At 66.7% G+C, this 22,727-nt stretch carries 29 protein-coding genes; 10 read left to right on the forward strand and 19 right to left on the reverse strand.

The features are described 5' to 3' along the window. The first annotated feature begins 117 nt into the window (after positions 1–117). Positions 118–792: a L,D-transpeptidase gene (locus tag KHC23_RS16130; RefSeq protein ID WP_213373686.1), complete on the forward strand. Its 675-nt coding sequence runs from the start codon at positions 118–120 to the stop codon at positions 790–792. A 33-nt stretch (positions 793–825) separates the two neighbouring features. On the opposite strand, the gene KHC23_RS16135 is transcribed toward KHC23_RS16130, so the two are convergent. Beyond that, positions 826–2,433, reverse strand: a complete 1,608-nt coding sequence (locus KHC23_RS16135) for a peptide chain release factor 3 (protein ID WP_213373687.1) — start codon at positions 2,431–2,433, stop codon at positions 826–828. Positions 2,434–2,547: 114 nt separating this feature from the next. Between KHC23_RS16135 and KHC23_RS16140 the strand changes: the two genes are divergently transcribed. After that, positions 2,548–2,838 (forward strand): putative quinol monooxygenase, encoded by a 291-nt coding sequence (locus KHC23_RS16140; RefSeq protein WP_213373688.1) that lies wholly within the window; start codon positions 2,548–2,550, stop codon positions 2,836–2,838. 6 nt (positions 2,839–2,844) lie between these two features. Here KHC23_RS16140 and KHC23_RS16145 read toward each other — a convergent pair whose 3' ends face one another. The 3 genes from KHC23_RS16145 to KHC23_RS16155 form a co-directional block, all read right to left on the reverse strand. Further along, positions 2,845–3,192 carry an ArsC family reductase gene (locus KHC23_RS16145; RefSeq protein WP_213373689.1) on the reverse strand — a complete coding sequence of 116 codons (348 nt, stop codon included), beginning with the start codon at positions 3,190–3,192 and terminating at the stop codon, positions 2,845–2,847. Positions 3,193–3,273: 81 nt separating this feature from the next. After that, a complete protein-coding gene (locus KHC23_RS16150) occupies positions 3,274–3,495 on the reverse strand; it encodes a YMGG-like glycine zipper-containing protein (protein WP_213373691.1) in 222 nt (73 codons plus the stop codon). Between the two features lie 114 nt (positions 3,496–3,609). After that, positions 3,610–3,936 (reverse strand): YXWGXW repeat-containing protein, encoded by a 327-nt coding sequence (locus tag KHC23_RS16155; protein ID WP_213373693.1) that lies wholly within the window; start codon positions 3,934–3,936, stop codon positions 3,610–3,612. A gap of 209 nt (positions 3,937–4,145) precedes the next feature. Here KHC23_RS16155 and KHC23_RS16160 point away from each other — a divergent pair, with 209 nt between their 5' ends. After that, positions 4,146–4,967 (forward strand): quinoprotein dehydrogenase-associated SoxYZ-like carrier, encoded by an 822-nt coding sequence (locus tag KHC23_RS16160; RefSeq protein WP_213373695.1) that lies wholly within the window; start codon positions 4,146–4,148, stop codon positions 4,965–4,967. 75 nt (positions 4,968–5,042) lie between these two features. Here the strand turns inward: KHC23_RS16160 and KHC23_RS16165 are convergent, their stop codons facing one another. The 10 genes from KHC23_RS16165 to KHC23_RS16210 form a co-directional block, all read right to left on the reverse strand. Then, positions 5,043–5,456, reverse strand: coding sequence for a hypothetical protein (locus tag KHC23_RS16165; RefSeq protein WP_373878530.1), 414 nt, complete (start codon positions 5,454–5,456; stop codon positions 5,043–5,045). 59 nt (positions 5,457–5,515) lie between these two features. Continuing rightward, positions 5,516–6,202, reverse strand: a complete 687-nt coding sequence (locus KHC23_RS16170) for a hypothetical protein (protein WP_213373697.1) — start codon at positions 6,200–6,202, stop codon at positions 5,516–5,518. A 15-nt stretch (positions 6,203–6,217) separates the two neighbouring features. Continuing rightward, positions 6,218–7,363, reverse strand: coding sequence for a pyrroloquinoline quinone biosynthesis protein PqqE (gene pqqE / locus KHC23_RS16175; protein WP_213373699.1), 1,146 nt, complete (start codon positions 7,361–7,363; stop codon positions 6,218–6,220). Next, positions 7,360–7,671: a pyrroloquinoline quinone biosynthesis peptide chaperone PqqD gene (gene pqqD, locus KHC23_RS16180; protein WP_213373701.1), complete on the reverse strand. Its 312-nt coding sequence runs from the start codon at positions 7,669–7,671 to the stop codon at positions 7,360–7,362. The genes pqqE and pqqD overlap by 4 nt, the downstream gene beginning before the upstream one ends. Continuing rightward, positions 7,671–8,405: a pyrroloquinoline-quinone synthase PqqC gene (gene pqqC, locus KHC23_RS16185; RefSeq protein ID WP_213373703.1), complete on the reverse strand. Its 735-nt coding sequence runs from the start codon at positions 8,403–8,405 to the stop codon at positions 7,671–7,673. Before pqqC ends, pqqD begins: the two co-directional genes overlap by 1 nt. Next, on the reverse strand, positions 8,402–9,340 hold the full coding sequence (pqqB, locus tag KHC23_RS16190) for a pyrroloquinoline quinone biosynthesis protein PqqB (protein WP_213373706.1): 939 nt from the start codon (positions 9,338–9,340) through the stop codon (positions 8,402–8,404). The genes pqqC and pqqB overlap by 4 nt, the downstream gene beginning before the upstream one ends. Positions 9,341–9,378: 38 nt before the next feature. Continuing rightward, on the reverse strand, positions 9,379–9,456 hold the full coding sequence (gene pqqA, locus KHC23_RS16195) for a pyrroloquinoline quinone precursor peptide PqqA (protein WP_081620376.1): 78 nt from the start codon (positions 9,454–9,456) through the stop codon (positions 9,379–9,381). Positions 9,457–9,649: 193 nt separating this feature from the next. Continuing rightward, positions 9,650–10,339 carry a response regulator transcription factor gene (locus tag KHC23_RS16200; protein WP_213373708.1) on the reverse strand — a complete coding sequence of 230 codons (690 nt, stop codon included), beginning with the start codon at positions 10,337–10,339 and terminating at the stop codon, positions 9,650–9,652. Continuing rightward, on the reverse strand, positions 10,336–11,955 hold the full coding sequence (locus tag KHC23_RS16205; RefSeq protein ID WP_213373710.1) for a sensor histidine kinase: 1,620 nt from the start codon (positions 11,953–11,955) through the stop codon (positions 10,336–10,338). The genes KHC23_RS16200 and KHC23_RS16205 overlap by 4 nt, the downstream gene beginning before the upstream one ends. 123 nt (positions 11,956–12,078) lie before the next feature. Then, positions 12,079–12,288 carry a hypothetical protein gene (locus KHC23_RS16210; protein WP_213373712.1) on the reverse strand — a complete coding sequence of 70 codons (210 nt, stop codon included), beginning with the start codon at positions 12,286–12,288 and terminating at the stop codon, positions 12,079–12,081. Positions 12,289–12,774: 486 nt separating this feature from the next. Between KHC23_RS16210 and fae the strand changes: the two genes are divergently transcribed. Next, positions 12,775–13,281 (forward strand): formaldehyde-activating enzyme, encoded by a 507-nt coding sequence (gene fae / locus KHC23_RS16215; protein ID WP_213373714.1) that lies wholly within the window; start codon positions 12,775–12,777, stop codon positions 13,279–13,281. A 212-nt stretch (positions 13,282–13,493) separates the two neighbouring features. Here fae and KHC23_RS16220 read toward each other — a convergent pair whose 3' ends face one another. Genes KHC23_RS16220 through KHC23_RS16235 form a run of 4 tightly spaced genes read right to left on the reverse strand, consistent with a single transcriptional unit; the run spans position 13,494 to position 16,561 of the window. Further along, on the reverse strand, positions 13,494–14,219 hold the full coding sequence (locus KHC23_RS16220) for an ABC transporter ATP-binding protein (protein WP_246544685.1): 726 nt from the start codon (positions 14,217–14,219) through the stop codon (positions 13,494–13,496). Further along, positions 14,216–14,965 (reverse strand): ABC transporter permease, encoded by a 750-nt coding sequence (locus KHC23_RS16225; RefSeq protein ID WP_213373718.1) that lies wholly within the window; start codon positions 14,963–14,965, stop codon positions 14,216–14,218. Before KHC23_RS16225 ends, KHC23_RS16220 begins: the two co-directional genes overlap by 4 nt. Before the next feature lie 7 nt (positions 14,966–14,972). Beyond that, on the reverse strand, positions 14,973–15,983 hold the full coding sequence (locus KHC23_RS16230; RefSeq protein WP_213373720.1) for an ABC transporter substrate-binding protein: 1,011 nt from the start codon (positions 15,981–15,983) through the stop codon (positions 14,973–14,975). After that, entirely contained in the window at positions 15,980–16,561 is a 582-nt protein-coding gene (locus KHC23_RS16235; RefSeq protein WP_213373722.1) for a DUF3280 domain-containing protein, read from the reverse strand. Before KHC23_RS16235 ends, KHC23_RS16230 begins: the two co-directional genes overlap by 4 nt. Before the next feature lie 268 nt (positions 16,562–16,829). On the opposite strand from KHC23_RS16235, the gene KHC23_RS16240 reads away from it, so the two are divergent. The 6 genes from KHC23_RS16240 to KHC23_RS16265 all read left to right on the forward strand — a co-directional run bounded on the left by KHC23_RS16240 (position 16,830) and on the right by KHC23_RS16265 (position 22,018). Continuing rightward, positions 16,830–18,080 carry an ABC transporter substrate-binding protein gene (locus KHC23_RS16240; RefSeq protein ID WP_213373724.1) on the forward strand — a complete coding sequence of 417 codons (1,251 nt, stop codon included), beginning with the start codon at positions 16,830–16,832 and terminating at the stop codon, positions 18,078–18,080. A 26-nt stretch (positions 18,081–18,106) separates the two neighbouring features. Next, positions 18,107–19,093, forward strand: coding sequence for a PQQ-dependent catabolism-associated beta-propeller protein (locus KHC23_RS16245; RefSeq protein WP_213373727.1), 987 nt, complete (start codon positions 18,107–18,109; stop codon positions 19,091–19,093). A gap of 46 nt (positions 19,094–19,139) precedes the next feature. Beyond that, positions 19,140–19,577 carry a cupredoxin domain-containing protein gene (locus KHC23_RS16250; RefSeq protein WP_246544686.1) on the forward strand — a complete coding sequence of 146 codons (438 nt, stop codon included), beginning with the start codon at positions 19,140–19,142 and terminating at the stop codon, positions 19,575–19,577. 91 nt (positions 19,578–19,668) lie between these two features. After that, positions 19,669–20,454 (forward strand): ABC transporter ATP-binding protein, encoded by a 786-nt coding sequence (locus KHC23_RS16255; RefSeq protein ID WP_213373729.1) that lies wholly within the window; start codon positions 19,669–19,671, stop codon positions 20,452–20,454. Beyond that, positions 20,451–21,293 (forward strand): ABC transporter permease, encoded by an 843-nt coding sequence (locus KHC23_RS16260; RefSeq protein WP_213373731.1) that lies wholly within the window; start codon positions 20,451–20,453, stop codon positions 21,291–21,293. Before KHC23_RS16255 ends, KHC23_RS16260 begins: the two co-directional genes overlap by 4 nt. A gap of 95 nt (positions 21,294–21,388) precedes the next feature. Continuing rightward, complete coding sequence (locus tag KHC23_RS16265) at positions 21,389–22,018, forward strand: hypothetical protein (protein ID WP_213373733.1); 630 nt, start codon at positions 21,389–21,391, stop codon at positions 22,016–22,018. A gap of 109 nt (positions 22,019–22,127) precedes the next feature. Here KHC23_RS16265 and KHC23_RS16270 read toward each other — a convergent pair whose 3' ends face one another. Next, the gene (locus KHC23_RS16270) at positions 22,128–22,718 is read right to left on the reverse strand and encodes a PQQ-dependent catabolism-associated CXXCW motif protein (protein WP_213373735.1); all 591 of its coding nucleotides are present in this window, start codon (positions 22,716–22,718) and stop codon (positions 22,128–22,130) included. Between the last annotated feature and the right edge of the window lie 9 nt (positions 22,719–22,727).

Genomic DNA, 22,727 nt, shown 5'->3' on the forward strand with positions numbered 1-22,727 from the left:
CTCGGATACAGGCGATCTTCACCTCAAACGACACGCCACTTGGGGAATGCAGGTTCAACTCTCCCGCACACGGCCGGCGCGTGTCATATTGATGACGCAATCGGTTGAGGGACCGGGATGAAATCCATAGGTTCGGCACTCGCCTTGGCTCTGACGTTGCTGCTGGCGCAGCCGGGCCATTCAGAAGTTCGCGTCGCCGCGGCGGTTGACGCGACGCAGACCACGGATCTGCCGGAGGCTGCTCCCGGCATTGCCCCTCCAGCCACCGTGGCGGCACCGGCGGACACGACACCGGTCTCCACCGCCACCCCGGCGGCACTTTCCGCGCCGATGGTCTCGACAACACCGGAGCCCGCCCCCGCCGCCACACCCCCACCGATGGTGCAGAGTTCGCTCACCCCGCCGGTTGCCGATCCAAAGCCGGTCTTCACGCCCCGTGTCGTGGCGCGGATCAGCCTGTCCAAGCAGCGCATGGAGGTGTGGGTGGAAGGCGTGCAGCGCCATTCCTGGCCGGTTTCGACCGCCCGCAAGGGCTATCGCACGCCGGTGGGCACGTATCGGCCCGGGCGCATGCACAAGCGCTACTTCTCGCGCAAATACGACAACGCGCCGATGCCCTATGCCATCTTCTTCCACAAGGGCTGGGCGATCCACGGCACCAACGACCTGCGCCGGCTCGGCCGCCCCGCCTCGCATGGTTGCGTGCGCCTGCACCCCGGCAACGCCAAGGCGCTGTTCGCGCTCGTCACCGAATATGGCCGCGCCAATACACAGATAGTGGTAAGCCGCTAGCGTGCCGCGACCCGAGACGCGGGAAGGCCGTGCTCAGGCGGCCTTCCGTACGTCCTTCACATCGGTGAAGACGATGCCCGGCCAGCGGTCGCCGGTATAGCCGATCATGAAGGCGGACGGGCTGAGGAAGACGAGGTCGCCATCAAGGTCCTCGGCGGTGGACAGGCGGTTGCCGGCGGCGAATTCCTCGACCCGCTTCGGGTCCTCGGCCGACACCCAGCGGGCGAGCTGGAATTCCGACATGTCGAAGCCGACCTCCAGCCCGTACTCGGCCTCCAGCCGGTTCTTCAGCACATCGAGCTGCAGCGGGCCGACCACGCCCACCAGCGCCGGCGAACCGTCGCTGGGGCGGAACACCTGCACCACGCCCTCCTCGGCCATTTCCTGCAGCGCCTGTTTGAGCTTCTTGGCCTTCATCGCGTCGGGCAGCTTCACCCGGCGCAAGATCTCCGGCGCGAAGCTCGGCACGCCGACAAAATTGATGTCCTCGCCCTCGGTCAACGTATCGCCGATGCGCAGATTACCATGGTTGGGAATGCCGACGACGTCGCCGGCATAGGCCTCCTCGGCCAGCTGGCGGTCCTGGGCGAAGAAGAATTGCGGCGTGGCGAGCCCCATCGGCTTGCCGGTGCGCACCAGCTTCGCCTTCATGCCGCGCTGCAACCGGCCTGAGCACAGCCGCGCGAACGCCATGCGGTCGCGGTGGTTCGGGTCCATATTCGCCTGGATCTTGAACACGAAGGCGGTCATGCGCGGCTCTTCCGCCTCGACACGGCGCTTGTCCGCCTGCTGCGCGCGCGGCGGCGGGGCATAGCGCCCCAACCCTTCGAGCAGGTCGCCGACGCCGAAGTTGCGCAGCGCCGAGCCGAAATAGACCGGGGTCAGATGCCCCTCCAGGAAAGCCTTGAGCTCGAACGGGTTGCAGACCTCGCGCACCAGCCCGAGTTCCTCGGCGAGCTTCGCCTCGTCGAGCGTGACATTGAGCGCGGCGATCTCGCCCATGCTCATCTGCCGCAACGCGCCGGTCTTGCCCTCATCGCCGTCGAGCAGGCGCATGCCGCCGCTGGCGATGTCCATGGTGCCGACGAAATCGCGCCCCTGCCCGACCGGCCAGGTCATCGGCGTGGTGTCGAGCGCCAGCGTCTTCTCGATCTCGTCGAGAATCTCGAACGGATCGCGGCTCTCACGGTCCATCTTGTTGATGAAGGTGATGATCGGTATGTCGCGCAGGCGGCACACTTCCAGCAGCTTGCGGGTGCGCGCCTCGATGCCCTTGGCGGCGTCGATCACCATCACCGCCGCGTCGACCGCGGTCAGCGTGCGGTAGGTATCCTCCGAGAAGTCCTCATGGCCCGGCGTGTCCAGCAGGTTGAACACATGGCCGTCGAACTCGAAAGTCATTACCGAGGTGGCTACCGAGATGCCGCGCTCGCGCTCGATCGCCATCCAGTCCGAGCGCGTCGAGCGCCGGTCCTTCTTGGCGCGCACCTGGCCGGCGAGCTGGATCGCGCCACCGAACAGCAGCAGCTTCTCGGTCAGCGTGGTCTTGCCCGCGTCCGGATGCGAGATGATCGCGAAGGTGCGCCGGCGCGCCACTTCGGTCGCGATCGGCGAGGCGGCGGAATTGGAGAGAGCGTCCATGCGCGCGGATGTGGCAGGGAAGCCGCGCGGGATCAAGGGGTGACGCCCTGCCGCGACAGCGCTTCGGCTGTATTATCGCCAAAGCGAGAGTCGAACCCATCGAGAGGAGCAGCAATGTACGGTCTGATCGGCAGGATGCTCGCCGCTCCCGGGCGGCGCGAGGAATTGCTCGACATCATGCTCGACGACATGGACTTCATGCCAGGCTGTCTCAGCTATGTGCTGGCCCGCGACCCGTCCCACGAGGATGCGATCTGGATCACCGAAGTGTGGGACAGCGCGGAGGATCACAAGGCCTCGCTCGCCCTGCCCTCGGTACAGGCGACCATCGCCAAGGCGCGCCCGCTCATCGCCGGCTTCGACAACCGGTACGAGACCGAGCCGCTCGGCGGCATCGGGCTGTAGCTGGCCTCAGCCGAACCGCATCTCGTAGGCCTCCGGCTTAAAGCCGACGGTCAGTTCGCCGTCGATGTCGAGCACCGGGCGCTTGATGAGCGAGGGCTGCGCCTCCATCAGGGCGAGAGCCTTGCCCTCGTCAAGCCCCGCCTTCTGCGACTCGTCGAGCTTGCGGAAGGTTGTGCCGGCGCGGTTGAGCAGCACCTCCCAGCCCACCTTGCCGGCCCATTGCGTCAGCCGGGCAGCGTCGATGCCGGCGGTCTTGTAGTCGTGGAAGGCATAGGCCACGCCGTGGCCGTCCAGCCAGGCGCGGGCCTTCTTCATCGTGTCGCAGTTCCTGATGCCGTAGATCGTGACGCTCACGTCCGCCTCCTCGCAATGCCGCCCCGTCATAGCCGGGGCGGCACGCCGTTTGAAGGCCGAAGCGATGCGCCCGCGCCTTGGTCAGTTCGCGGTCGCCGCGCCGATGGCGCCGCCCGCCACCGCGCCGATGCCCGCACCCCACGCCGCGCCGGTGCCGCCGCCGGCAATGCCGCCGATCACCGCGCCGGTGCCGGCGCCGATCAGCGCGCCCGTGCCGGTGCGGCGCTGGGTGTTGGAGCAGCCGGCGGCAAGGAGAGCTATCACGGCGACGACGGTGAGCTTGGTTGCGACGGATTTGGACATGGGCATTCCCCCGGTTGTTTTCCGAAGGGAAGCTTAGCGCTGGTCGCCAACGCCTACAATCGCACCACAGGAGGTAACATCGAGGGGACAACCCGGCCGCGACTACCATCCCCTTCAGCGCCAGGCGCGGACCCAGCGGCCGGGCTCGTAGACCCACTGGCCCCGGCGGAACACCCAGCGCGGGCCGACGAAGTCGAAGCCGCGGCGGTTCTCCTCCCAATGACCTGCCGACCACACCCATCCCCGGCGCGGCATCCAGGCCCAGTGGCCGGGCACCCAGGTATAGCCGCGTCGCGGCGCCGGGCGCGGCTCGCGGCGCGGGGCCGGCGGGCGGCTGGTGGGGGCGGACTGCGCCTGCGCGTCCTTCCCGCCTGCGACGGCGAGAGGCGCGGCCAGCAGCGAGGCCGCGGCAGCCTTGAGAAGAGAGCGGCGCGAGAGCATGGCGATCACCTGATGAATGGCGTCGCGGAAGCCTGTTCGTCACGCGACAGCGAGACTGCCCCGCCAGCCGGAAGGATGCCGGGCGCCTGTCTGCCGCGCAAGCCGCGTCGACGCGCTCGCGCGTTCGTGCCTGCAATTTTACGCCGAAGGGGTGTATGATGCGCACCAACCGCCGGACGGCCAACGATCCGGCAGGCCGGGAGGTCGCCATGCATCGCCGAATCCGCCTGTTCCTTGCCGTCGCCTTCTTCTCCGCCGTCGCCATCAACGCCGCCGCGGCGCAAGAGCCGGGCGCCGATGCCACCTGGAAGTCGCTCAGGCCGGACGTGTTCGGCGAGCGGCCGATCGAGGAGGCGAGCCCGCTGGTGCGCCTTACCGCCCCCAAGCGCGCGGAAGACGCCGCCATGGTGCCGATCGACGTCGAGATCGTGCTGCCCCAGGGCGACCCGCGCACCATCGCCAAGCTGACCCTGATCGTCGACGAGAACCCCGCCCCGCTCGCCGCCACCTTCACCTTCGGTGGCGAGCGCCGCGACGTCGCGCTCGGCACAAGGCTGCGGGTCAACTCCTATTCCTATATACGCGCGATCGCCGAGACCAGCGATGGCGGCCTGCACATGGCGGAGCGCTATGTGAAGGCCTCCGGCGGCTGCTCCGCCCCGGCGATGAAGGACGAGGAAGCCGCGCTGAAGAATCTCGGCCAGCTCAAGCTGAAATCGGTGAAGGCCGACGGCATCGGCGACGCCAGCAAGGCGAGCCGGGTGTCGCAGCTCCAGCTGATGATCCGCCATCCGAACTATTCCGGCCTGCAGATGGACCCGCTGACGCGGGCCTATATCCCGGCGAAATTCGTCGACAACATCAAGGTGACCCAGGGCGACGAACTGGTGTTCTCGATGGTGGGCGGCATCTCGCTGAGCGAGGATCCGGCGATTCGCGTCTCGTACGACCCGGCCGGCAAGGAGATCCACGTCGACGCCGGCGACACCGACGGGCGCAAGTTCGAGGGTGCGCTGAAGCCGGCGAGCTGAGCCACCGGAAGCCACCCACCGGGAAGCCTCCAAGCGAGAGCCGTGCTCCCGCTTGGATTCAATGGAAGCCGGTGCTCAATAGAAGCAGGTGACTTCCGCTTCCGCCTGCGCGCGGTGCAGATCGGCGACGATGTCGCGGAAGATGCCGGTGTTGCGGAACAGTTCCGACTGCTGCCCGGCGACCTGCCCCACGCTCATGATGGTCTCGGCTTCCTCATAGCGCTCATAGGGCAGGATGGTGGCGATGGTGTCGATCGAGCAGGAGCACTTCTCCAGTGCCGTTCGGGTCTGACCATTCGCGATCATGCAGGCGAACACATAGTCAGCGCGGGCGACGGTGGGATAATCGTTGATCAGCCCGGTTTCGGGCGCCTTAGGGGCAGGCTTGCTGACGCCGGCGGTGAGCCCGGGCGAGAGCGTGCTCGATTGTGCCTGAGCCGCCCCGGCGCCAAGCGCGCCCAGCAGCAGCGCTCCAGCGGTCAGGCGCATCGCCTTCCCCACATGCTTCGCGATCATGATTGCCATGACTTGTCCTCCCGGCCGGCCGCCTATTTCGCCGCCGGCGCCGCGGAGGCCCCGGTCAGCGTCAGGCTGGTCTCGATGATGTTGCCGCTGCCGTCCGCCTTGGGCGTGACGACATCGATGGAATAGAGCCCGCCCGGCACCGCCTGTGAGAACAGGAATTCGTAACGGCGCCCGGCGAGTTCCAGAAGCTTGTCCTTGTTGGGGTCTTCGGTAAAGGGCCGCATGGTGAGCTTCCAGCCCTCGACCTCGCGTCCGTCGAAGGAAAAGCGTGCCGGATCGACCGTGCCGCTCGACAGATGCTCGCGCACGCGGTTGCGCAGGTAGAACGGGCTGCCCTTGGTGAGCTGCGCCATCTCCTTCACGTCGCGCTCCAGCAGGATCAGCGCGATCGGATTGCCGTTCATGGTCGGAAACGGCCCGGCCTCGCCCTCCTTCTCGCCGCGATGGATGACGACCTCGGCAACCCGCCTGGACGGGTCGTCCGCCGGCGCGCTCACCTTCATGTCCAGCGTCTCGTCGAAGCCCTCGCCGAGCTTGGCCTCGCTGGTCACATGCTTGTAGGCATAGGTCAGCGTCGTGCCCGGTTCTACCTTTGACAGATAGGGCGCCTCGAAGAACAGCTCGGAGGCGGTAGGGGCGGCCAGCGCCGCCGTGGCAAGGAAGGCGGCGAACGTGGCAGCAGCGGCAAAGGTACTCGCAAGACGCAACATAGGCACTCTCTCCGCTCAGCTGGCACGATCCGGCTGGAAATAACGCCGGTAATCATAGATGTCGGTGCCTTCCGCATCCGCCTCGGCAAGCGCCAGAAGATCGGCGTGCAGCGGCGACAGATGGCAGGCGGGATCGGTGGCGGCGGCATCGCCGGCGATCGCCATCGCCTGACAGCGGCAGCCGCCCCAGTCGATCTCCTTGCGCTCGCAGCTCCTGCACAGGTCGGGCATCCAGTCGGTGCCGCGGAAGGCGTTGAAGGCGGGGGAATTCAGCCAGACGTCGGGCAGCGAATGCTCGCGCACATTCCAGAAATCGAGGCTCGGAATGGTCTCGGCGGCATGGCAGGGCAGCACCTTGCCGGACGGCGTGACATTGAGCGACTGGCGGCCCCAGCCATTCATGCACGGCTTGGGGTACTTGGCGTAATAATCGGGCACCACGGCGTCGATGGTCAGCACGCCCTTCAGCCGCACCCGCGCCTGCTCGACCACGTCGAGCGCCCAGAACACCTGCTCGCGCGTCGGCATCAGCGCGCCGCGGTTGCGCAGCGCCCAGCCGTAATATTGCGAATGGGCGATCTCGATGCGGCGGGCGTCGAGCGCCAGCGCCAGCTCGATGAAGTCGGGGATCTGATGAATATTGGCGCGGTGCACCACCGAATTGATGGTGAGCGGCAGGCCAAGGCGACGCACCTCGCGCGCTACCGCCAGCTTCCGCTCATGCGCGCCGCGGAAATTGGAGACCTTGTCGGTAACCTCCGCGGTCGCGCCCTGGAAGGACAGCTGCACATGGTCGATGCCGGCGTCCGAGATCGCCCGCAGCCGCTCGGCCGTGACGCCGACGCCGGCGGTGATCAGGTTGGTGTAGAGCCCCACCTCGACGCAATGGCGGATCATCTGCTCCAGATCGCGCCGCGCCGTCGGCTCGCCGCCGGAGAGGTGGACCTGCAGCACGCCGAGCTTGGCCGCCTCGGAGAACACCCGCAGCCACGTCTCGGTGTCGAGCTCGACATTGCGGCGGTCGAGTTCGACCGGGTTCGAGCAATAGGGGCACTGCAGCGGGCAGCGATGCGTCAGCTCCGCCAGCATGCCATACGGGATGGGAGGCGCCGGACGGGCCGGCACCTCCACGCGGCTGCGGGGTTCCTCGACCAGGCTCATGACGCGGCATCCCCGACCAGCGGCGACGTCACCTCGATGAGCCCCTTCTCGGCGAGGCCGGCAAGAAACACATCGACGTCGGACGCCACCGTCTGGCGCTCCACCGTGAAGGTGGTCGCCAGTTCGTCGACGATGGCGTCGATGGAACGGGCGCCGTCCACCTTCTTCAATATCTCGACCGCGACCGGATCCGGGTTGAGCACGCGCTCGGGCGCCAGCAGCACCCACTGGCCCCGGGCCTCGTCATGGCGCAGGCGCACCCCGCGCGCGAGACGGGGGACGCCATTGGCGGCGAGAGTTGCTGTCATCACCCCTCCTTCGGGACGAAGGCCCCCGGATAGGCCATTTTCGGGTCGACATAGGCGAAATACAGCGCGTCGAGCTGCACCCAGAGCACGTTGCACTTGAACTCCAGCGCGCGGATCACCTGCTCCTGCTGCTCCGGCGTGCGGGCGTGCTGCTTGACGTAGTCGAGCGCGAAATCGGCGTCGCGCGGCGCCTGCGTCAGCCGCTTGTCGAAATAAGCCAGGGTGTCCCTGGAAACGAAATCATAGTTCTTCAGCATGCCGGCGACACGCTCGCCGATGATGCCGGGTGAAAACATCTCCGTGAGCGAGGAGGCGATGGCCTCCAGCAGACTCTTCTCGCGCACGAAATGCACATAGGCGTCGACCGCGAATTTGGTGGCCGGCAGCAGCCCGTCCAGCGAGGTGACGTAGTGCCGGTGAAGGCCGAGGCTGTCGGTCAGCACCAGCCAGCGGGCGATGCCGCCCTCGCCTTCATGGTCGCCATCGTGATCGACGATGCGCTGGCGCCAGACACGGCGCAACTCCGGCTCCTCCATGCGGGCAAGGATGGCGGAATCCTTCACCGGGATCATTGCCTGATAGTAATAGCGGTTGAGCGCCCAGGCCTGGACCTGAGCGAAGCTGAGTTCGCCATTGTGCAGCAGTTTATGGAAGGGGTGCAGGCTGTGGTAGCGGCGGGTGCCGACATCGCGCAGGCGCGCTTCCAGTTCCTCGGGCGACAGAAGCGTGGTCATAGGGCAATCTCCATCCCGTCTTGAGCGATTTCCCATCCGGCTTTATTCGCCGTTATCCGCTCTTCCGAGCCATCAATCAGCACCGGATTGGTGTTGTTGATGTGAACATAGATTTTTCGACCGACCTTGACGTTTCGCAAAGCCTCGATCGAGCCGCGTTCGCCCGACATCGACATATGCCCCATGCGCGCGCCGGTCTTGGTGCCGACGCCGGCGCGGATCATCTCGTCGTCGCGCCAGAGCGTGCCATCGAACAGCACCGCATCGGCACCCTCAAGCCGCTCGCGCAGCGAAACGGTCATGGCCGCGCAGCCGGGAATGTAGAGGACGCGCCGGCCGCCGGCGGTCAGTTCCACACCGATGGTCTGCTCCCCCTCCATGTCGGTGGTGAGCACGCCCTTCTCCGCCTGCTCCCGCGCCTCGAGATAGAGGGCGATCTTGCCGGGCACCGGAAAGATCGTCGCCCGTACCCCCTCGACCAGATCGAAGGACGAGCCCAGTTCGACGGGGCGGCGCTGCACCATTTCAGGTGCCAACACGTCAAAGGCGCTGCTGGCGCCCAGCACGCCATGCACGGCGGGCGTCGCGGTCAGCGTGAAGGGCTGCGCTTCGCGCAGGCTGAGCAAGCCGGCGACATGGTCAATATCGGCATTGGTAAGCAGCACCGCCGCCAGCGGCGAGTGCCGCAGACCCTCGCGCGGATGCAGGGCCGGCGTCGCCTGAAGCTGTGAGAGGATTTCGGGCGCGCAATTGACCAGCGCCCAGTCCCGGCCATTGGCACTGACGGCGATCGACGCCTGGGTCCGGCGCCTGACCCGCGGGTCATCCGCCCAGGCAAGCGAACAGACCGCGCAACGGCAGTTCCACTGAGGGAAACCACCGCCAGCGGCGGATCCCAGGATCACAAGTCTGAAGCGGGACGGGGACGTTTCCATCGGAGACCGATTTTGCGCCATCCCGTCCCTTAGAAGGCTCAGAAGTCAGCCGGATAGTAGGCGTTGACTTCCATGCCGACGCAAACTTCAACAATGCGGGGAGCAGTCCAGGCCATATCGTCCTCCTCGATTTTTCAATCTCTCTTTACTTCATAAGAAGATCATAAGAGATTAAGTTGCTTTGCGGATATTAAACCGCACCAGTAATGTGATGATCGTTTCGTCATCCGTCAAGAACACCTGGGCATCTTTCGTTCAGGTGCACATAATACCAATCCAATCTGGAGCCAATACCCGCCGGGGCGTCGGTCAATTCGCCTCCGCTTCCAGCATGAACCCCCGGCCGCGCACGGTGACGATGAGGTGCGCGCCTTCCGGCAACGCCTCCGCCAGCTTGTGGCGGAGATAGCCGACATAAACGTCGACCACGTTGAGCGAGGCACCGCCATGGCCGGCCCACAGCGCGGCGAAGATGTCGGCGCGCGACAGCGGCTCCCCGGGGTGACGCATCAGCAGAGCGAGAAGTTCCACCTCCCGCTCGGTCAGCCGCACCCGCGTGCCGCCGAACTGCGCCTGCCGCGTGTCGAGGTCGAGCGACAGCGCGCCGGCCTCGAGCGTGCGCGGCTCGCTGCCGGCATTGCTGCGGCGGAGCGCCTGCACCTTCACCCGGGCCAGTAATTCCTCGAAGGCGAAAGGCTTGACAATGTAGTCGTCGGCCCCGGCCATGAGTCCCTCGGTGCGCTCGTTCACGCTGGAGCGGGCGGAGAGCATGAGAATGGGCGCGGTCTGCCCGCCGGCACGGAGCGCCTTGCACACCTCGATGCCGGAGCGACCGGGCAGCATGACGTCGAGGATGATCGCCCCCCACGCCTTGCCGTTGACCACCCTCAGTGCCGCCTCGCCGTCGCCGACCAATTCCACATCGTAGCTTTCCGAGGAAAAGCCGCGCCGCAGCAGGGAGCCGATATCGGGATCGTCCTCCACGACCAGAATGTTCATTGGGCGGCCTCCAGAGTTATGTCCGGCACCGGAAGCGGAAGGCGCACGGTGACGCAGGTGCCGCGTCGCCGTCCGTCGTCTCCGGTGCTGCTTTCTATGTCGATGCGCCCGCCATGGCGATCGACGATCCACTTCGCCAGGGCGAGCCCAATTCCGAATCCGGTCCCCTCGCGCGTGCCGGCCGTACCGCGCCAGAACCGCTCGAAGACATGCGGCAGTTCGTCCGGGGGAATGCCGGTGCCACTGTCGCGAACGCTGATGGTGACTTCCTCGCCCTCCCGTACCGCCTCCAGCCGCACCGTCTCGCCGGCCGGCGAATGGCGCACCGCATTGGCGACAAGGCCGTCCAGGGTCTGGCGCAGCCATTCGCGATCGGCATCGACGGCGAGGCCGTCCGCCGCGCCGGCGGCGTCCAGCACCAGCCCGCCGGCACGCGCCACCGGCGTCATCCCCTCGCACACATCGGCGAGCAGGTCGGACACCAGGAACAGCGAGCGTTCCAGCTCGATCTGGCCGCTTTCGGAACGCGCGATGCGCAGCAGGTCCTCGACCCGGCGGTGCAGGCGGCGGGCACGCGACTGGATCACCAGCAGAGCGGCGCGCAGATCCTCCTCGCGCGGCCGCTGCGGGCGCAGCGTGATCTCAACCTCGCCGAGGATCACCGTCAGCGGCGTGCGCAGCTCGTGGCTGACATCGGTGAAAAAACGCCGACGCGCCATGTCGGCATTCTCCAGCCTTGTATTGGCGGCGCGCAGTTCGGCGGTGCGGGCGTCGACGATTTCCTGAAGCTGCTTCTGTGCCGCCACCAGCCGCGCCTCGCGCCGCGCCAGATGCACCGCCATGCGGTTGAACCGCGCCATGGCGAGGCTCAGTTCGTCGTGACCGGTAACGTTGACGCGGGTATCGGAGCGCCCGCGCGCGATGGCCGCCGCAGCCGCCGACACATCGGCGACGCGGTTCACCAGCGAGCGGCCGAGCAGGTTGTAGAGCGCCACCGCCAGCAGCCCGGTGAAGGCCAGCCCGATGAGACCCCAGCGCAGGGTGCGGTCGCGCAGTTCCTGCACCTCACTCTGGGCGGAATGCGCGGTGGTGCGCTCCTCCTCCATCGCCTGGGTCAGCGGACTGCCGAAGCCGGCGGCAAAGACGTCGAGCACGACGCGGACATCGGTCGCCGCGTCCGGCCGCTGCAACGCCGCCTCGACCTGACGATCCAGCACCTCGAACTGCGCCTTGAGCCGCGCAACGGTGCGGCTGCGCACCGCCATTAGGGTGCGCTGCTCCTCGTCCTGGAAGCGTTTCACATCCTCGCCGAGCGCGGCCTCGAACCGGGTGAAGGAACTCAGTGCCCCCCGGCGCGCCGTCGCCAGCGCCTCATAGGTGCGCGCGCTCGGCTGCTGCGCGGTCTGCAGCGACATCAGCGCATAGTCGCCGATGCGCCCGGAGATTGCCGACAGCAGTTCCAGGCGGTTCTGCGCCGAGACCAGGCGGTCGAGCTGGTTGCTCGCCGCACCCAGCGCCGCCACCAGCACAAGCGTCGATGCTGCGGTAACCAGCACGGCAACCGACAAAAGCAGCGCCATGCGCGCCCTGAGCGACGAGAACAAGCCACGCCCCATGCCGTCTCACCGGATTAGGCCATCCCGAACACGATGGCCTGCCAATGATTTCACGGACACGCCGCTCACGCACGCTGCGGTGCAGCAGGCTTCCCCTATGGAATGAGGCCGCAGGCCGGACAATCAGATTTCGCGACCGCCGGCGCCGGGCTGCGCGCAACGCCATTTCAGCACCTTCCACTTGGGATGCGTCTCGCGCCACTCGGCGATGACCGGCATTGCGCCGATCAGGCACTGGACCGGGGCCGGCGGCATCTCCATGCCGACCGAGACCGCTTCTTCGCGGCAGGTGCCGGGGCTCGCGATGAGGCAGATCGACAGAATGAGTTCCATGTAAACTCCTGCTGGCGTGAGTTCCAGGCCGTCCGAGCGCCTCCCCGGTGCCCGACCCTGATCTCATACGCCGCACGCGGCAGTCGGGATCATCTGTTGATATTGCAGCGCAGCAAAAACCGGGCCAATGCGTCCCCCCGACGCCGCAGGCCGAGGTGCGCGGAGCCGCAGGATCAGGCGCTCCGGCCGCCACACGCACCGATGGCGCACTATGCCGTATTTTTGGTCGTGCCGCCATAAACCGCAACAGCGTGCCCCTGCTGGTCCCGCAACAACAAAGCATGGGGCAGGCGCCCGCACCGGCGTCACACGGATGAAGAATCCCTTGCAGATAAAGGCGAAGCGGGCCTAGTCTCTCGCCGTAACGTGTCTGGTCGCGCTATCGGGCCAACCGGTTTGGTGTTCCAAACGCTGCAACAAAGATAGCCGGGACATCGGGGGACAATTCCCGTCCCTTGTCATGCAACCCCGTTCTGGGAGGAATAGATGGCCAAGATCAACAAGGTACTCATCGGCGAGTCGCTGGTGGGCGACGGCAACGAGGTCGCTCATATCGACCTCATCATCGGACCGCGCGGTTCCGCGGCCGAAAGCGCCTTCGTGAATGCGCTGACCAACAACAAGGACGGCTTCACCTCGCTGCTCGCGGTCGTGACCCCGAACCTGCTCGCCAAGCCGAACACCATCCTGTTCAACAAGGTGACGATCAAGGACGCCCGTCAGGCCGTCCAGATGTTCGGCCCGGCCCAGTATGCGGTCGCCAAGGCCGTCGTCGACAGCGTCGCCGAAGGCGTGATCCCGGAAGACGAAGCCGACGACCTGTTCATCTGCGTCGGCGTGTTCATCCACTGGGAAGCCGCGGACGACGCGAAGATCCAGCAGTTCAACTACGAGGCGACCAAGGAAGCCCTCAAGCGCGCCGTTGACGGCGAGCCGAAGGTCAAGGACGTCCTTGCTCAGGCCGCCTCGGCCAAGCATCCCTTCGCCGCTTAGATCGGAAGCAACCCTGGGCAGACAACAGCTCCGCCCGCGGCCCAATATCCGAAGGGCCTGCTCCAGCGGTTGGCGGCGATATTCCTCAACAAGTGACGGCGCTTTGCCGGCGTCGCTTGTTGCGCCACGGAGGCGGCGGTTTCCGCCCTCTCATGCCCATTTGAATGGATTGGCCCGGAGCGTCACCGCTCCGGGCTTTTTTTGCGAAGGCGTCAACCCGGCTCCACCCCGGCGCCGAGGGCGCGGCGCACCTCGTCGATACGCCCGGGGCTCGCCCGCTCGGCCGGCGTCAGAGCAAGCGGCATGTCCCGGACGATGCGCACAGGCGTGCCTTCCAGCACGACGATGCGGTCGGCGAGTTCCACCGCCTCGCGCCGGTCGTGAGTGACGAACAGCACCGTTGCCGGCCGGCGCGCAAGAAGCCGTCGCAGCAGGTCGCGCAGCCGCGCTGCGCCGGCCTCGTCGAGCGACACGAACGGCTCGTCCATCAGCAGCACATCCGGCTCGATGGCGAAGGCCCGCGCCAGTGCTACGCGTCTCTGCTGGCCGAGCGACAGCCGCTCGGGATAGGCGTCGGCGAGTTCGGCGAGGCCGACCTCGCCCAGCATCGCCAGCGCCCGACGGCGCCCCGGCTCGCCCGCCGGCAGCGGCAGCGCCACATTTTCCACCACGCTGCGCCAGGGCAGCAGCCGGGGATTCTGGAACGCGTAGGCGAAACGCGGCGCCTTCGTGCCGAAACGTACCTGCCCGCGAAAATCGCGGTCGAGCCCGGCGACGATGTTGAGCAGCGTCGTCTTGCCGATGCCGGATTCGCCGAGCAGGGCGACGAAGTCGCCAGCGGCGACATCGAGCCGAAAGCCGCGAAAGATTTCCCGCCCCGGCCCGCCGACCTGCGCCTTGTAGCGCTTCTCGCCGATGTCGATGGCGATCGCGCTCATCGCCGCCACCGGCTGGCACGCCGCTCCCAGGGCTGGAGCAGGCCGAGTTCGATCACCTGCACCACCGCGGTGAAGGCCAGCGCATAAGCCAAGATGCCGGCGACATCGAACAGCTGGAATGCGGTCTGCAACTCGAAGCCGACGCCATTGGAACGCCCGAGCAACTCCACCACCAGTACGATCTTCCAGGTCAGCGCCAGCCCGGAACGGGCGCTGGCGGCGAAGAAGGGCACGAGTTGCGGCAGGGTGACATGACGCAACGCCCGGAGCCGCGGCAGGCGATAGACTTCCGCCATCTCGTCGAGATCGCGCGACAGCGCCGCCGCCCCCTCGCGCATTGTCACCGCGACATTGGGTATCTTGTTGATCGCCACCGCGGTGATCGCCGCCGCTTCGGTGAGGCCGAACCAGACATAACACAGGATGATCACCACCAGCGCCGGCAGGTTCAGCAGCACCACCACCCACGGCCCGAGCAACTCGTTGAGCGCAACAGAGCGGCCGAGCACGATGCCGATGGCCGAGCCGATGGTCATGGCGATCAGGAAGCTCGCCGCCACCCGGGCGAGGGTGATCGCGATGCTCTCGGGCATCACCCCGCTCCGCGTCGCCCGCACCATGGCCTCGAACACCGCCGGCGGACCGGGAAGCAGGCGCGAATCCGCCCACAGCGCCGCCACCTGCCAGAACAGCAGCAGCGCCAGCAGCGAGGCGGCGGTCAGCAGCAGGCGCTTGGAGGCCGACACCGTCTCCTCACTCGCCGACCGGTCCGAACAGCGTTCGGTCGAAGCCGGGTGTCGGCCCGACCAGTTCCGGCCCGCCGATGGCCGCCAGCACCTCATAGAGCTTGGCGCAGGACGCCCGCTCCGCCTCGCCGAACGGGCCGGGAATGCCGGCGCGGTAATAGTCGCGCAGCCGGGTGAATTCGGTGTCGTTCGCCGCCTGCATCAGCGGGCGAATGCGCGCCCATGCCGCGTCGCTGCTGGCCAGAACGCGGTTCGCCCCGGCGGCGGCGCGCAGGAAGGCGGCGACCGCCGCCCCACGCTCCGCCATCGCTGCATTGCGCCAGACGAAGCCGACCAGCGGCGGCACCGGCTCGATGCCGAGGCCGGTGATCATTTCGCGGACATCCATCAGCCGGGCGAAACCGCGCGCGTCGAGCCGGGCGGCATAGGGCCAGAAGGTCAGCACCGCGTCGACGCGGCCGAGCGGCAATTGCTCGCTCACCAGCGGCGGGGCGCCATAGACCGGCTCGGCCGCGCTGGCGAGATCGACGCCGATCTTCGCCTTCGAATAGGCGCGCAACAAAAGCCAGCTCTTGTCGAGCGCGCCGCCGGCCACGCCGATGCGGCGGCCGCGCAGGTCGGCGAGGGTCTTCACCGGTCCGTCCGCCGCCGCCATCAGCGCGCCCAGCGCGTTGGAGAAAGGGGCGAACCGCATGCGCTCGCCATCGCTCGTGCGACGCATGGCCCAGAGCCAGTCGCTGACGATGAGGTCGACATCGTCGGCCTGCAGGGCCACCGTGGTCGCCTGCCCGCTGGCGAAGTCGACTCTCTCCAGCGCCAGCCCCTCGCCTGTGTCGAGCCCTTCCGCCCGGATCGTCTCCACCAGCCAGTTCAGCGTGCCGAATTTCAACGTGCCGACGCGCAGCCGCAGCGGCGGCCCACTTTGCACCCGGGCGACGGACGGTGCGGCGAGCAGGCCGACAGCCCCCGCGAGGAGCGTGCGACGGGACAGCGGGGCGATGCTGCCGGCGTTTTTCATGGAGCGGCCTTCCCGGTGAGTGGCGGATCGAGCAGCCGGTTGCGTACCAGATAGGAGACGCCGCGCAGCCACGATTCATCGGTGTTGTTGCGGATATCGGCGCTTCCGGCGCGCAGCACCTGGCCGGTCGCGGCATCACGAAGCTGGAAATTGATGTTGAGGATGAGGTTGGAGACCTTCTGCACCAGGCCGATTACCTCGATCTCGGCGCCCAGAGCGCGGGCGATCTTCAGCTCGCAGCCATTGCAGTTGCGAAACGGCGTCGCCTCCGCGATCTCGGCGCGCTGCGGGGCGAGGTCCACCACCTCATAGCCGGATTCCTTCAACCGGCGCCGCACCTCATCGGTGATGAGGTCAAGCCGACGCACCTCGGCCGGCTTGGGGCCGTGAATGTCGAACTCACCACTGGTATCGAGCAGTTCGAACTCGAATACCGCGACACGGGTGGCCGGCTTCGCTTCGGCAGCCTGCCCCCCGACGCCAACGCCCAGGCCGATGAGGGCGCCCAGCAGAGCGAGAGCCGAGGCGCAGGCCGCGGCGCGGCCGGGCGTGAGCCTGGCGTGAACTGGAACACGCATGCCGTTCTCCTCTCCCGCTGCGATTTCTTCCCGGTGCCGACCAATCATATCGCCAAGAAGACCTCCTGCAACCTACCGGGAAAAAGTTCCCGATTTTAATACATTCGATCTGCTTTGAATAACGACGGCGTTACATTTCCTTATTAGTTTCTTATGCTCGCAATTTAATTGAATGCTTGATCTCATTTGCGTAGAGTTTTCCCAAGGCTCACGAGAAAAGTTCCGAGGACATTGTCCCGGACAAGCAAGCCGCGGGATGGAAAGGCCGATGAAACGGATGGCAAGCGCCGTCGGCGCGACGCTTATTGCTCTGGCCTGCGTGTCCGGCCTCGCCGGGGCGCAGGACGCGAACGCGCCGCCTCTGGCCGCGCCGGCAGCGCCACCTCTCTCCGCCAAGCCGGCGGCAGCGATCGGGCCGGAACAGACCTTCCTCATCGGCGTGGTCCGTCAGTTGCCCGAACCACCCCCCTGGATCGCCCCGCTGCAGATGCCGCCCGACGATCTCGGCATTGCCGGCGCCGAACTCGGTATCCGCGACAACCTCACCAGCGGCCGCTTCCTCAAGCTCGACTATAAGCTCACCAGCGAGATCGTGCCGACCGACGGCGACCCGCTGCCGGCGGTGCAGAAGCTGGTCGAGGCCGGCGACCGCTTCATCCTGCTCGACGTGCCGCCGGACGCGCTGCTGAAGATCGCCGATGCCTACAAGGATCGCGACGTCGTCTTCATCAATGTGGGCGCCACCGATGACCGGCTGCGGCAGCAGGACTGCCGCGCCAACGTGTTCCACATCGCGCCCAGCCGCTCGATGCTCACCGACGCGCTGGCCCAGTTCCTCGTCACCAAGCGCTGGCAGAACTGGTTCCTGATGGTCGGGCGCACCGACAATGACAAGCTTTATGCCGAGGCCGTGCGGCGTTCGGCCAAAAAGTTCGGGGCCAAGATCGTCGCCGAAAAGACCTGGGACTACGGGCCGGACGCCCGCGCCACCGCCCAATCGGAAGTGCCACGCGGCACACAGATCGGCGAATACGACCTTCTGATCGTCGCCGACGAACTCGGGGAGTTCGGCGACATCCTGCCCTACAACACCTGGCTCCCCCGCCCCATCGCCGGCACCCAGGGGCTGATGGCGCTGTCCTGGCATCCGACCATGGAAAACTGGGGCGCTTCGCAGTTGCAGAGCCGCTTCTTCAAACGGTCCAAGCGGATGATGCAGCCGCTGGACTTCCAGATGTGGCAGGGCGTCTTCGCTGTCGGCTCGGCCAGCCTTAAGACGCGCAACAGCGGCCCGGCGAAGGTGAAGGCGCAGATGCTTTCGCCCGATTACGACCTGCCGGTGTTCAAGGGCGTTGCCGCCACCTTCCGCGACTGGGACCAGCAGTTGCGCCAGCCAATCCTGCTGACCCACGCCACCAATACGGTCACGCTCTCGCCGCAGGCGGGCTTCCTGCACCAGAGCTCGCCGCTCGACACGCTCGGCTTCGATCGTCCCGAGTCGCTCTGCAAGCTTAAATAAAATCAAACGATTGCCTGGAGGAAACGATGAAACGACAGATCCTGCTGTCCGCCAGCATGGCCACCCTCGCGGGGCTCATGCTGGTCGATGCGCTGCCCGCCGAGGCCAGTCCGCGCGCCTTCGTCACCAATGAGCGCGACCATACGATGACCGTTCTCGACATGGAGACGCTCAAGGTCATCGACACCATCAAGACCGGCCGTCGCCCGCGTGGCATCATCGCCAGCCCGGACGGCAAGCTGATCTATGTGTGCGCCTCCGACGACAACCGCGTCGAGGTTTATGACGCCGCCACGCTGAAGCTGGTGAAGACGCTGCGCTCGGGGCCGGACCCGGAACTGTTCGTGCTGCACCCTTCCGGCAACCCGCTCTACATCGCCAACGAAGACGACAACATGGTCACGGTGGTGAATGTCGAGAACAACGACCTGATCGCCGAGATCCCGGTCGGCGTCGAGCCGGAAGGCATGGGCATCAGCCCGGACGGCAAATACATGGTCAACACGTCCGAGACGACCAACATGGCGCATGTGGTCGACACCTCGAACAATGAGATCATCGAGAACATCCTGGTCGATTCCCGCCCGCGCATCGCCGAATTCTCCAAGGACGGCAAGCAGCTCTGGGTGTCGGCCGAGGTCGGCGGCACGGTGGCGGTGATCGACCCGGCGACGTGGAAGATCATCAAGAAGATTTCCTTCAAGATCCCGGGCGTGGCGGACGACGCCATCCAGCCGGTCGGCGTGCGCATCACCAAGGACGGCTCCAAGGCCTTCATCGCCCTCGGCCCGGCCAACCACGTCGCGGTGGTCGATGCCAAGACGCTCGATGTCGAGAAATACCTGCTGGTCGGCCAGCGCGTGTGGCAGCTCGGCTTCACGCCGGACGAGAAGTTCATTCTCTCCACCAACGGCAATTCGAACGACATCTCGGTCATCGACGTCGCCAATGAAAAGGTCACCAAATCCGTCACCGTCGGCCGCCTGCCCTGGGGCGTGGTCGTGGTGCCGTGACAGCCGCTTTCAATCAGACATCAAGCAATATCGGGAGGAAAACCTCATGCGCCTGCGCCACAAGACCGCCCTCGCCTGCACACTCGCCGCCCTCATTGCCGCTTCCGGCTCCGCCTTCGCGGCCGGCGACCTCACGCTGAAGCCGACCGAACTGGAGGAGTTGACCGTCGGCCTCGGCAATGCCGGCTATGGCGTGTCGGAGACGACCTACAATCTGGAAACCGGCAAGGCCTACAGCCTCGAACTCAAGTCCACCGGCAAGAAGGAATGCGCCTGGCAGGCGCCGGCCTTCTTCCAGAGCATCTTCCTGCGCAAGGTCGAGGTCGAGGAAGTCGAGATCAAGGCCATCGGGCTGACCGAGATCGAGTTCGAGCAGGACGGCGAGGCCGAGCTGTTCTTCGTACCGATCAAGCCGGGTACCTATCCCTGGTACTGCAAGGGCATGGAAGAGCGCGGCATGAAGGGCGAATTCATCGTCAAATGAGCGGGCGTGCGCGCCGAATATCCTGTACTCCTCGTGAACACTGTCCCCGGCTTGTCCCGGGGACTTTTCTTCTCTCGATCCGGGAGACGCCATGACGGCCCGGCCTCGCGACCTCCCTTCCGCGCCCGGCGCCGGCGTGCCGGCACTGGCCGTGAGCGGCGTCTCGCACGCCTTCGGCGTCCGCAAGGCGCTGGACGATGTCAGCCTCGACGTCCCGGCGGGAAGCTTCACCGCCCTGCTCGGCCCGAACGGCGCCGGCAAGACCACGCTGTTTTCGCTGGTCACCCGTCTCTATGACAACCGCAGTGGCGCCATTCACGTGCTGGGTTCCGATGTCCGCCGCCAGCCGGCGGCAGCGCTGAGCCGGCTCGGCGTCGTGTTCCAGGCCCGCACGCTCGACCTCGAACTCACCGTCCTCGACAACCTGCTCTACCACGCCACGCTGCACGGCATCGGCTTTCGCGCCGGACGTCACCGGGCGCTGGAACTGCTGGCACAGGACGGCATCGCCGATCGCGCGAGCGACAAGGTGCGCAACCTCTCCGGCGGGCAGATGCGCCGGGTCGAGATCGTGCGCGCGCTCATGCACCGGCCGCGCCTGCTGCTGCTCGACGAACCCACGGTCGGGCTCGACATCGCGTCCCGTGCGGCACTGGTGGCCCAGGTGCGGGCCCTGGTGGCCCAGGAAGGCATCGGCGTGCTCTGGGCGACCCATATCATCGAGGAGATCGGCCCCGGCGACCGCGTCGTGGTGCTGCATCGCGGGCGCGTCCGCGCCGAGGGCAGCTATGAGGAGCTGCTGGCGCGATCCGGTGGCGAGGACCTTTCGGCCGCTTTCCTGCAACTCGTCGACGACGCCGGGGAGGCTGCGGCATGAGCCGGCATCATCATCGCTTTCGCCTGCCGATTTCCGGCTATCTCATCGTTCTCATCGGCATCTGCTGGCGCGAGGGGCTGCGCTTTCTCAACCAGCGCGGTCGTTTCCTTTCGGCGCTGGTGCGCCCGCTGGTATGGCTGTTCATCTTCGCCGCCGGCTTCCGCTCGGTGCTCGGTGTCTCGATCATTCCCCCTTACGAGACCTATGTGCTCTACGAGGTCTATGTGACGCCCGGGCTGGTGGCGATGATCCAGCTTTTCAACGGGCTGCAATCCTCGCTGTCCATGGTCTATGACCGCGAGGTCGGGGCCATGCGCATCCTGCTGGTGAGCCCCTATCCGCGCTGGTACCTGCTGGTGTGCAAGCTGGTGGCAGGCATCTGCGTCTCGCTGCTGCAGGTCTACGCCTTCCTCGCCGTCGCCTGGTTCTGGGAGGTGGAGCTGCCGCCGATCGGCTATTTCACCGTGATGCCCGCCCTGCTGCTCTCCGGGCTGATGCTCGGCGCCATGGGGCTGCTGATGTCCTCGCTGTTCCGGCAGATGGAAAACTTCGCCAGCGTGATGAACTTCGTGATCTTCCCGATGTTCTTCGCCTCCTCGGCGCTCTATCCGCTCTGGCGGGTGCAGGAAAGCAGCCTGGCGCTGTGGTGGATCTGCACCTTCAACCCGTTCACCTATGCGGTGGAACTGATTCGCTTCGCCCTCTACGGTCAGTTCGCGCCATTCGCCGCTTTGGTGGTCGCGGGCTGCGCGTTGGTGTTCCTCGCCGCCTCGATCCTCGCCTATGATCCATCTGCCGGCGTGATGGCCCGTCGCGGCGGGCCGGATGCCGCCAAGTGAACGCCCTCTGACGTCATCACGTGATCCGGCCGAGCGCCGGGCACACCGAAACGGAAGCCGGAGAGCTTCCGGACAAAATCTCGAGGAAAAAGCCCATGCCCACATTCCCTCTCGCCTTGCGTTCCCTCAGCCTTGCCGTGCCCCTCCTCCTGCTCGGCGTCGCGCCTGGTCTCGCCGCGGCACCTTCGGGCGGGCTCTGGCCCTGCATCCAGCGCAAGGTTCCCGAACTCGCGGCCGGCCAGATGTGGTCCGGCCCGCCGATCGACAATCTTAAATGGCAGGACGACCGGCAAGTTGCCGAGCTGGTGCCGGTGCTTGCCGCCCAGCGCACGCCGATCGAGGACGCGACGAAACAGATCGACACCTTCGCCGCCACACTCGGGCCGGACGGCAAGGAGCGGCTCACCTTGCTTTTCGCCGGGCTGTTCGAGCAGATCAATGCGCGCCGCGGCCGAATCATGAGCGGAATCGAACGCTACGCGCAGCATCAGATCGCACTCTCCAACCGCATCAAGGACGAGAGCCTGGCGGTCGCCAAGGCCAAGAAGGCCGCTGCGACCGACGACGACAAGGCGAAGGTCGCGGAACTCGAAAAGCAGTTGCTCTGGGACACGCGAATCTACGACGCGCGCCAGCAGTCGATGACGGCCGTGTGCGAAAGCCCGGTGCTGCTGGAACAGCGTGTGTTCGCCCTCGCCCGCGCCATCCAGGAAAAGATGCCGTGATGGATCTGCCCCGGCCCACGCGGCCGGGGCTTTCGCCCCTCCGCCGGGAGCCCGCCGCGCGGCTCGCGCAGCGCTCAGGGAGCGGAAATCGCCTCGGGCGTGCCGGCCCTCAGGGGACCGGCCGGCCCCGTTCGAGCGGCAGGCCGGCCTTGGCCCAGCCATCGCTGCCGGCGGGATACCAGGCGATGTTGGAATAGCCGTATTCTTCGAGCGCTCGCTTGGCGGCGTTCCAGCTCATCCAGCAGTCGGTCTGGCAATAGATGACCAGCGCCGCGTCGCGACGTCCTTCGGTCAGCGCCCCGAGCCGGGTGCGGAAATAGCCGTCCATCTCGGCGCTGAGGGCGCCATAGCCGACATTGGGCAGCCACACGCTGCCCGGAAGATGGTCGCGCCGCTTGTCGCGCCACAGCGTGCCGGCCGGCAGGTTTGCCGGTTTCACGTCGCGTGGCATCACGTCGATGAACAAGGCAGACTTGGCGCGCCACAGCCGCGCGGCCTCCGCAGTGTCGATCACGCGGGCGCCCTTGAGCGTCGCCGGTGTCGGCGCCCGGAACTCGTCCATCCGGTAGCCATCCGGCTCCGGCACAAGCGTCTCGCCGCGCCCCGTCGTCGGAGAAAGCACGTAAAGCACAGCGGCCAGCCCGGCCATGCCCAGCCAGGCGAGCCGGCTGAGCGAAGGTTCGGGCCGACGTCGGTTCATCGCCGCCTC

It is taken from the genome of Ancylobacter dichloromethanicus, assembly GCF_018390645.1.
Classification (GTDB): domain Bacteria; phylum Pseudomonadota; class Alphaproteobacteria; order Rhizobiales; family Xanthobacteraceae; genus Ancylobacter; species Ancylobacter dichloromethanicus.

Excerpts from the sequence above, each read along its gene's own strand:
- KHC23_RS16130 (WP_213373686.1), top strand. The coding sequence starts at position 118 with ATGAAATCCATAGGTTCGGCACTCGCCTTGGCTCTGACGTTGCTGCTG.
- KHC23_RS16135 (WP_213373687.1), bottom strand. The coding sequence starts at position 2,433 with ATGGACGCTCTCTCCAATTCCGCCGCCTCGCCGATCGCGACCGAAGTG.
- KHC23_RS16140 (WP_213373688.1), top strand. The coding sequence starts at position 2,548 with ATGTACGGTCTGATCGGCAGGATGCTCGCCGCTCCCGGGCGGCGCGAG.
- KHC23_RS16150 (WP_213373691.1), bottom strand. The coding sequence starts at position 3,495 with ATGTCCAAATCCGTCGCAACCAAGCTCACCGTCGTCGCCGTGATAGCT.
- KHC23_RS16155 (WP_213373693.1), bottom strand. The coding sequence starts at position 3,936 with ATGCTCTCGCGCCGCTCTCTTCTCAAGGCTGCCGCGGCCTCGCTGCTG.
- KHC23_RS16160 (WP_213373695.1), top strand. The coding sequence starts at position 4,146 with ATGCATCGCCGAATCCGCCTGTTCCTTGCCGTCGCCTTCTTCTCCGCC.
- KHC23_RS16165 (WP_373878530.1), bottom strand. The coding sequence starts at position 5,456 with ATGCGCCTGACCGCTGGAGCGCTGCTGCTGGGCGCGCTTGGCGCCGGG.
- KHC23_RS16170 (WP_213373697.1), bottom strand. The coding sequence starts at position 6,202 with ATGTTGCGTCTTGCGAGTACCTTTGCCGCTGCTGCCACGTTCGCCGCC.
- pqqE (WP_213373699.1), bottom strand. The coding sequence starts at position 7,363 with ATGAGCCTGGTCGAGGAACCCCGCAGCCGCGTGGAGGTGCCGGCCCGT.
- pqqD (WP_213373701.1), bottom strand. The coding sequence starts at position 7,671 with ATGACAGCAACTCTCGCCGCCAATGGCGTCCCCCGTCTCGCGCGCGGG.
- pqqC (WP_213373703.1), bottom strand. The coding sequence starts at position 8,405 with ATGACCACGCTTCTGTCGCCCGAGGAACTGGAAGCGCGCCTGCGCGAT.
- pqqB (WP_213373706.1), bottom strand. The coding sequence starts at position 9,340 with ATGGAAACGTCCCCGTCCCGCTTCAGACTTGTGATCCTGGGATCCGCC.
- pqqA (WP_081620376.1), bottom strand. The coding sequence starts at position 9,456 with ATGGCCTGGACTGCTCCCCGCATTGTTGAAGTTTGCGTCGGCATGGAA.
- KHC23_RS16200 (WP_213373708.1), bottom strand. The coding sequence starts at position 10,339 with ATGAACATTCTGGTCGTGGAGGACGATCCCGATATCGGCTCCCTGCTG.
- KHC23_RS16205 (WP_213373710.1), bottom strand. The coding sequence starts at position 11,955 with ATGGGGCGTGGCTTGTTCTCGTCGCTCAGGGCGCGCATGGCGCTGCTT.
- KHC23_RS16210 (WP_213373712.1), bottom strand. The coding sequence starts at position 12,288 with ATGGAACTCATTCTGTCGATCTGCCTCATCGCGAGCCCCGGCACCTGC.
- fae (WP_213373714.1), top strand. The coding sequence starts at position 12,775 with ATGGCCAAGATCAACAAGGTACTCATCGGCGAGTCGCTGGTGGGCGAC.
- KHC23_RS16220 (WP_246544685.1), bottom strand. The coding sequence starts at position 14,219 with ATGAGCGCGATCGCCATCGACATCGGCGAGAAGCGCTACAAGGCGCAG.
- KHC23_RS16230 (WP_213373720.1), bottom strand. The coding sequence starts at position 15,983 with ATGAAAAACGCCGGCAGCATCGCCCCGCTGTCCCGTCGCACGCTCCTC.
- KHC23_RS16235 (WP_213373722.1), bottom strand. The coding sequence starts at position 16,561 with ATGCGTGTTCCAGTTCACGCCAGGCTCACGCCCGGCCGCGCCGCGGCC.
- KHC23_RS16240 (WP_213373724.1), top strand. The coding sequence starts at position 16,830 with ATGAAACGGATGGCAAGCGCCGTCGGCGCGACGCTTATTGCTCTGGCC.
- KHC23_RS16245 (WP_213373727.1), top strand. The coding sequence starts at position 18,107 with ATGAAACGACAGATCCTGCTGTCCGCCAGCATGGCCACCCTCGCGGGG.
- KHC23_RS16250 (WP_246544686.1), top strand. The coding sequence starts at position 19,140 with ATGCGCCTGCGCCACAAGACCGCCCTCGCCTGCACACTCGCCGCCCTC.
- KHC23_RS16255 (WP_213373729.1), top strand. The coding sequence starts at position 19,669 with ATGACGGCCCGGCCTCGCGACCTCCCTTCCGCGCCCGGCGCCGGCGTG.
- KHC23_RS16260 (WP_213373731.1), top strand. The coding sequence starts at position 20,451 with ATGAGCCGGCATCATCATCGCTTTCGCCTGCCGATTTCCGGCTATCTC.
- KHC23_RS16265 (WP_213373733.1), top strand. The coding sequence starts at position 21,389 with ATGCCCACATTCCCTCTCGCCTTGCGTTCCCTCAGCCTTGCCGTGCCC.
- KHC23_RS16270 (WP_213373735.1), bottom strand. The coding sequence starts at position 22,718 with ATGAACCGACGTCGGCCCGAACCTTCGCTCAGCCGGCTCGCCTGGCTG.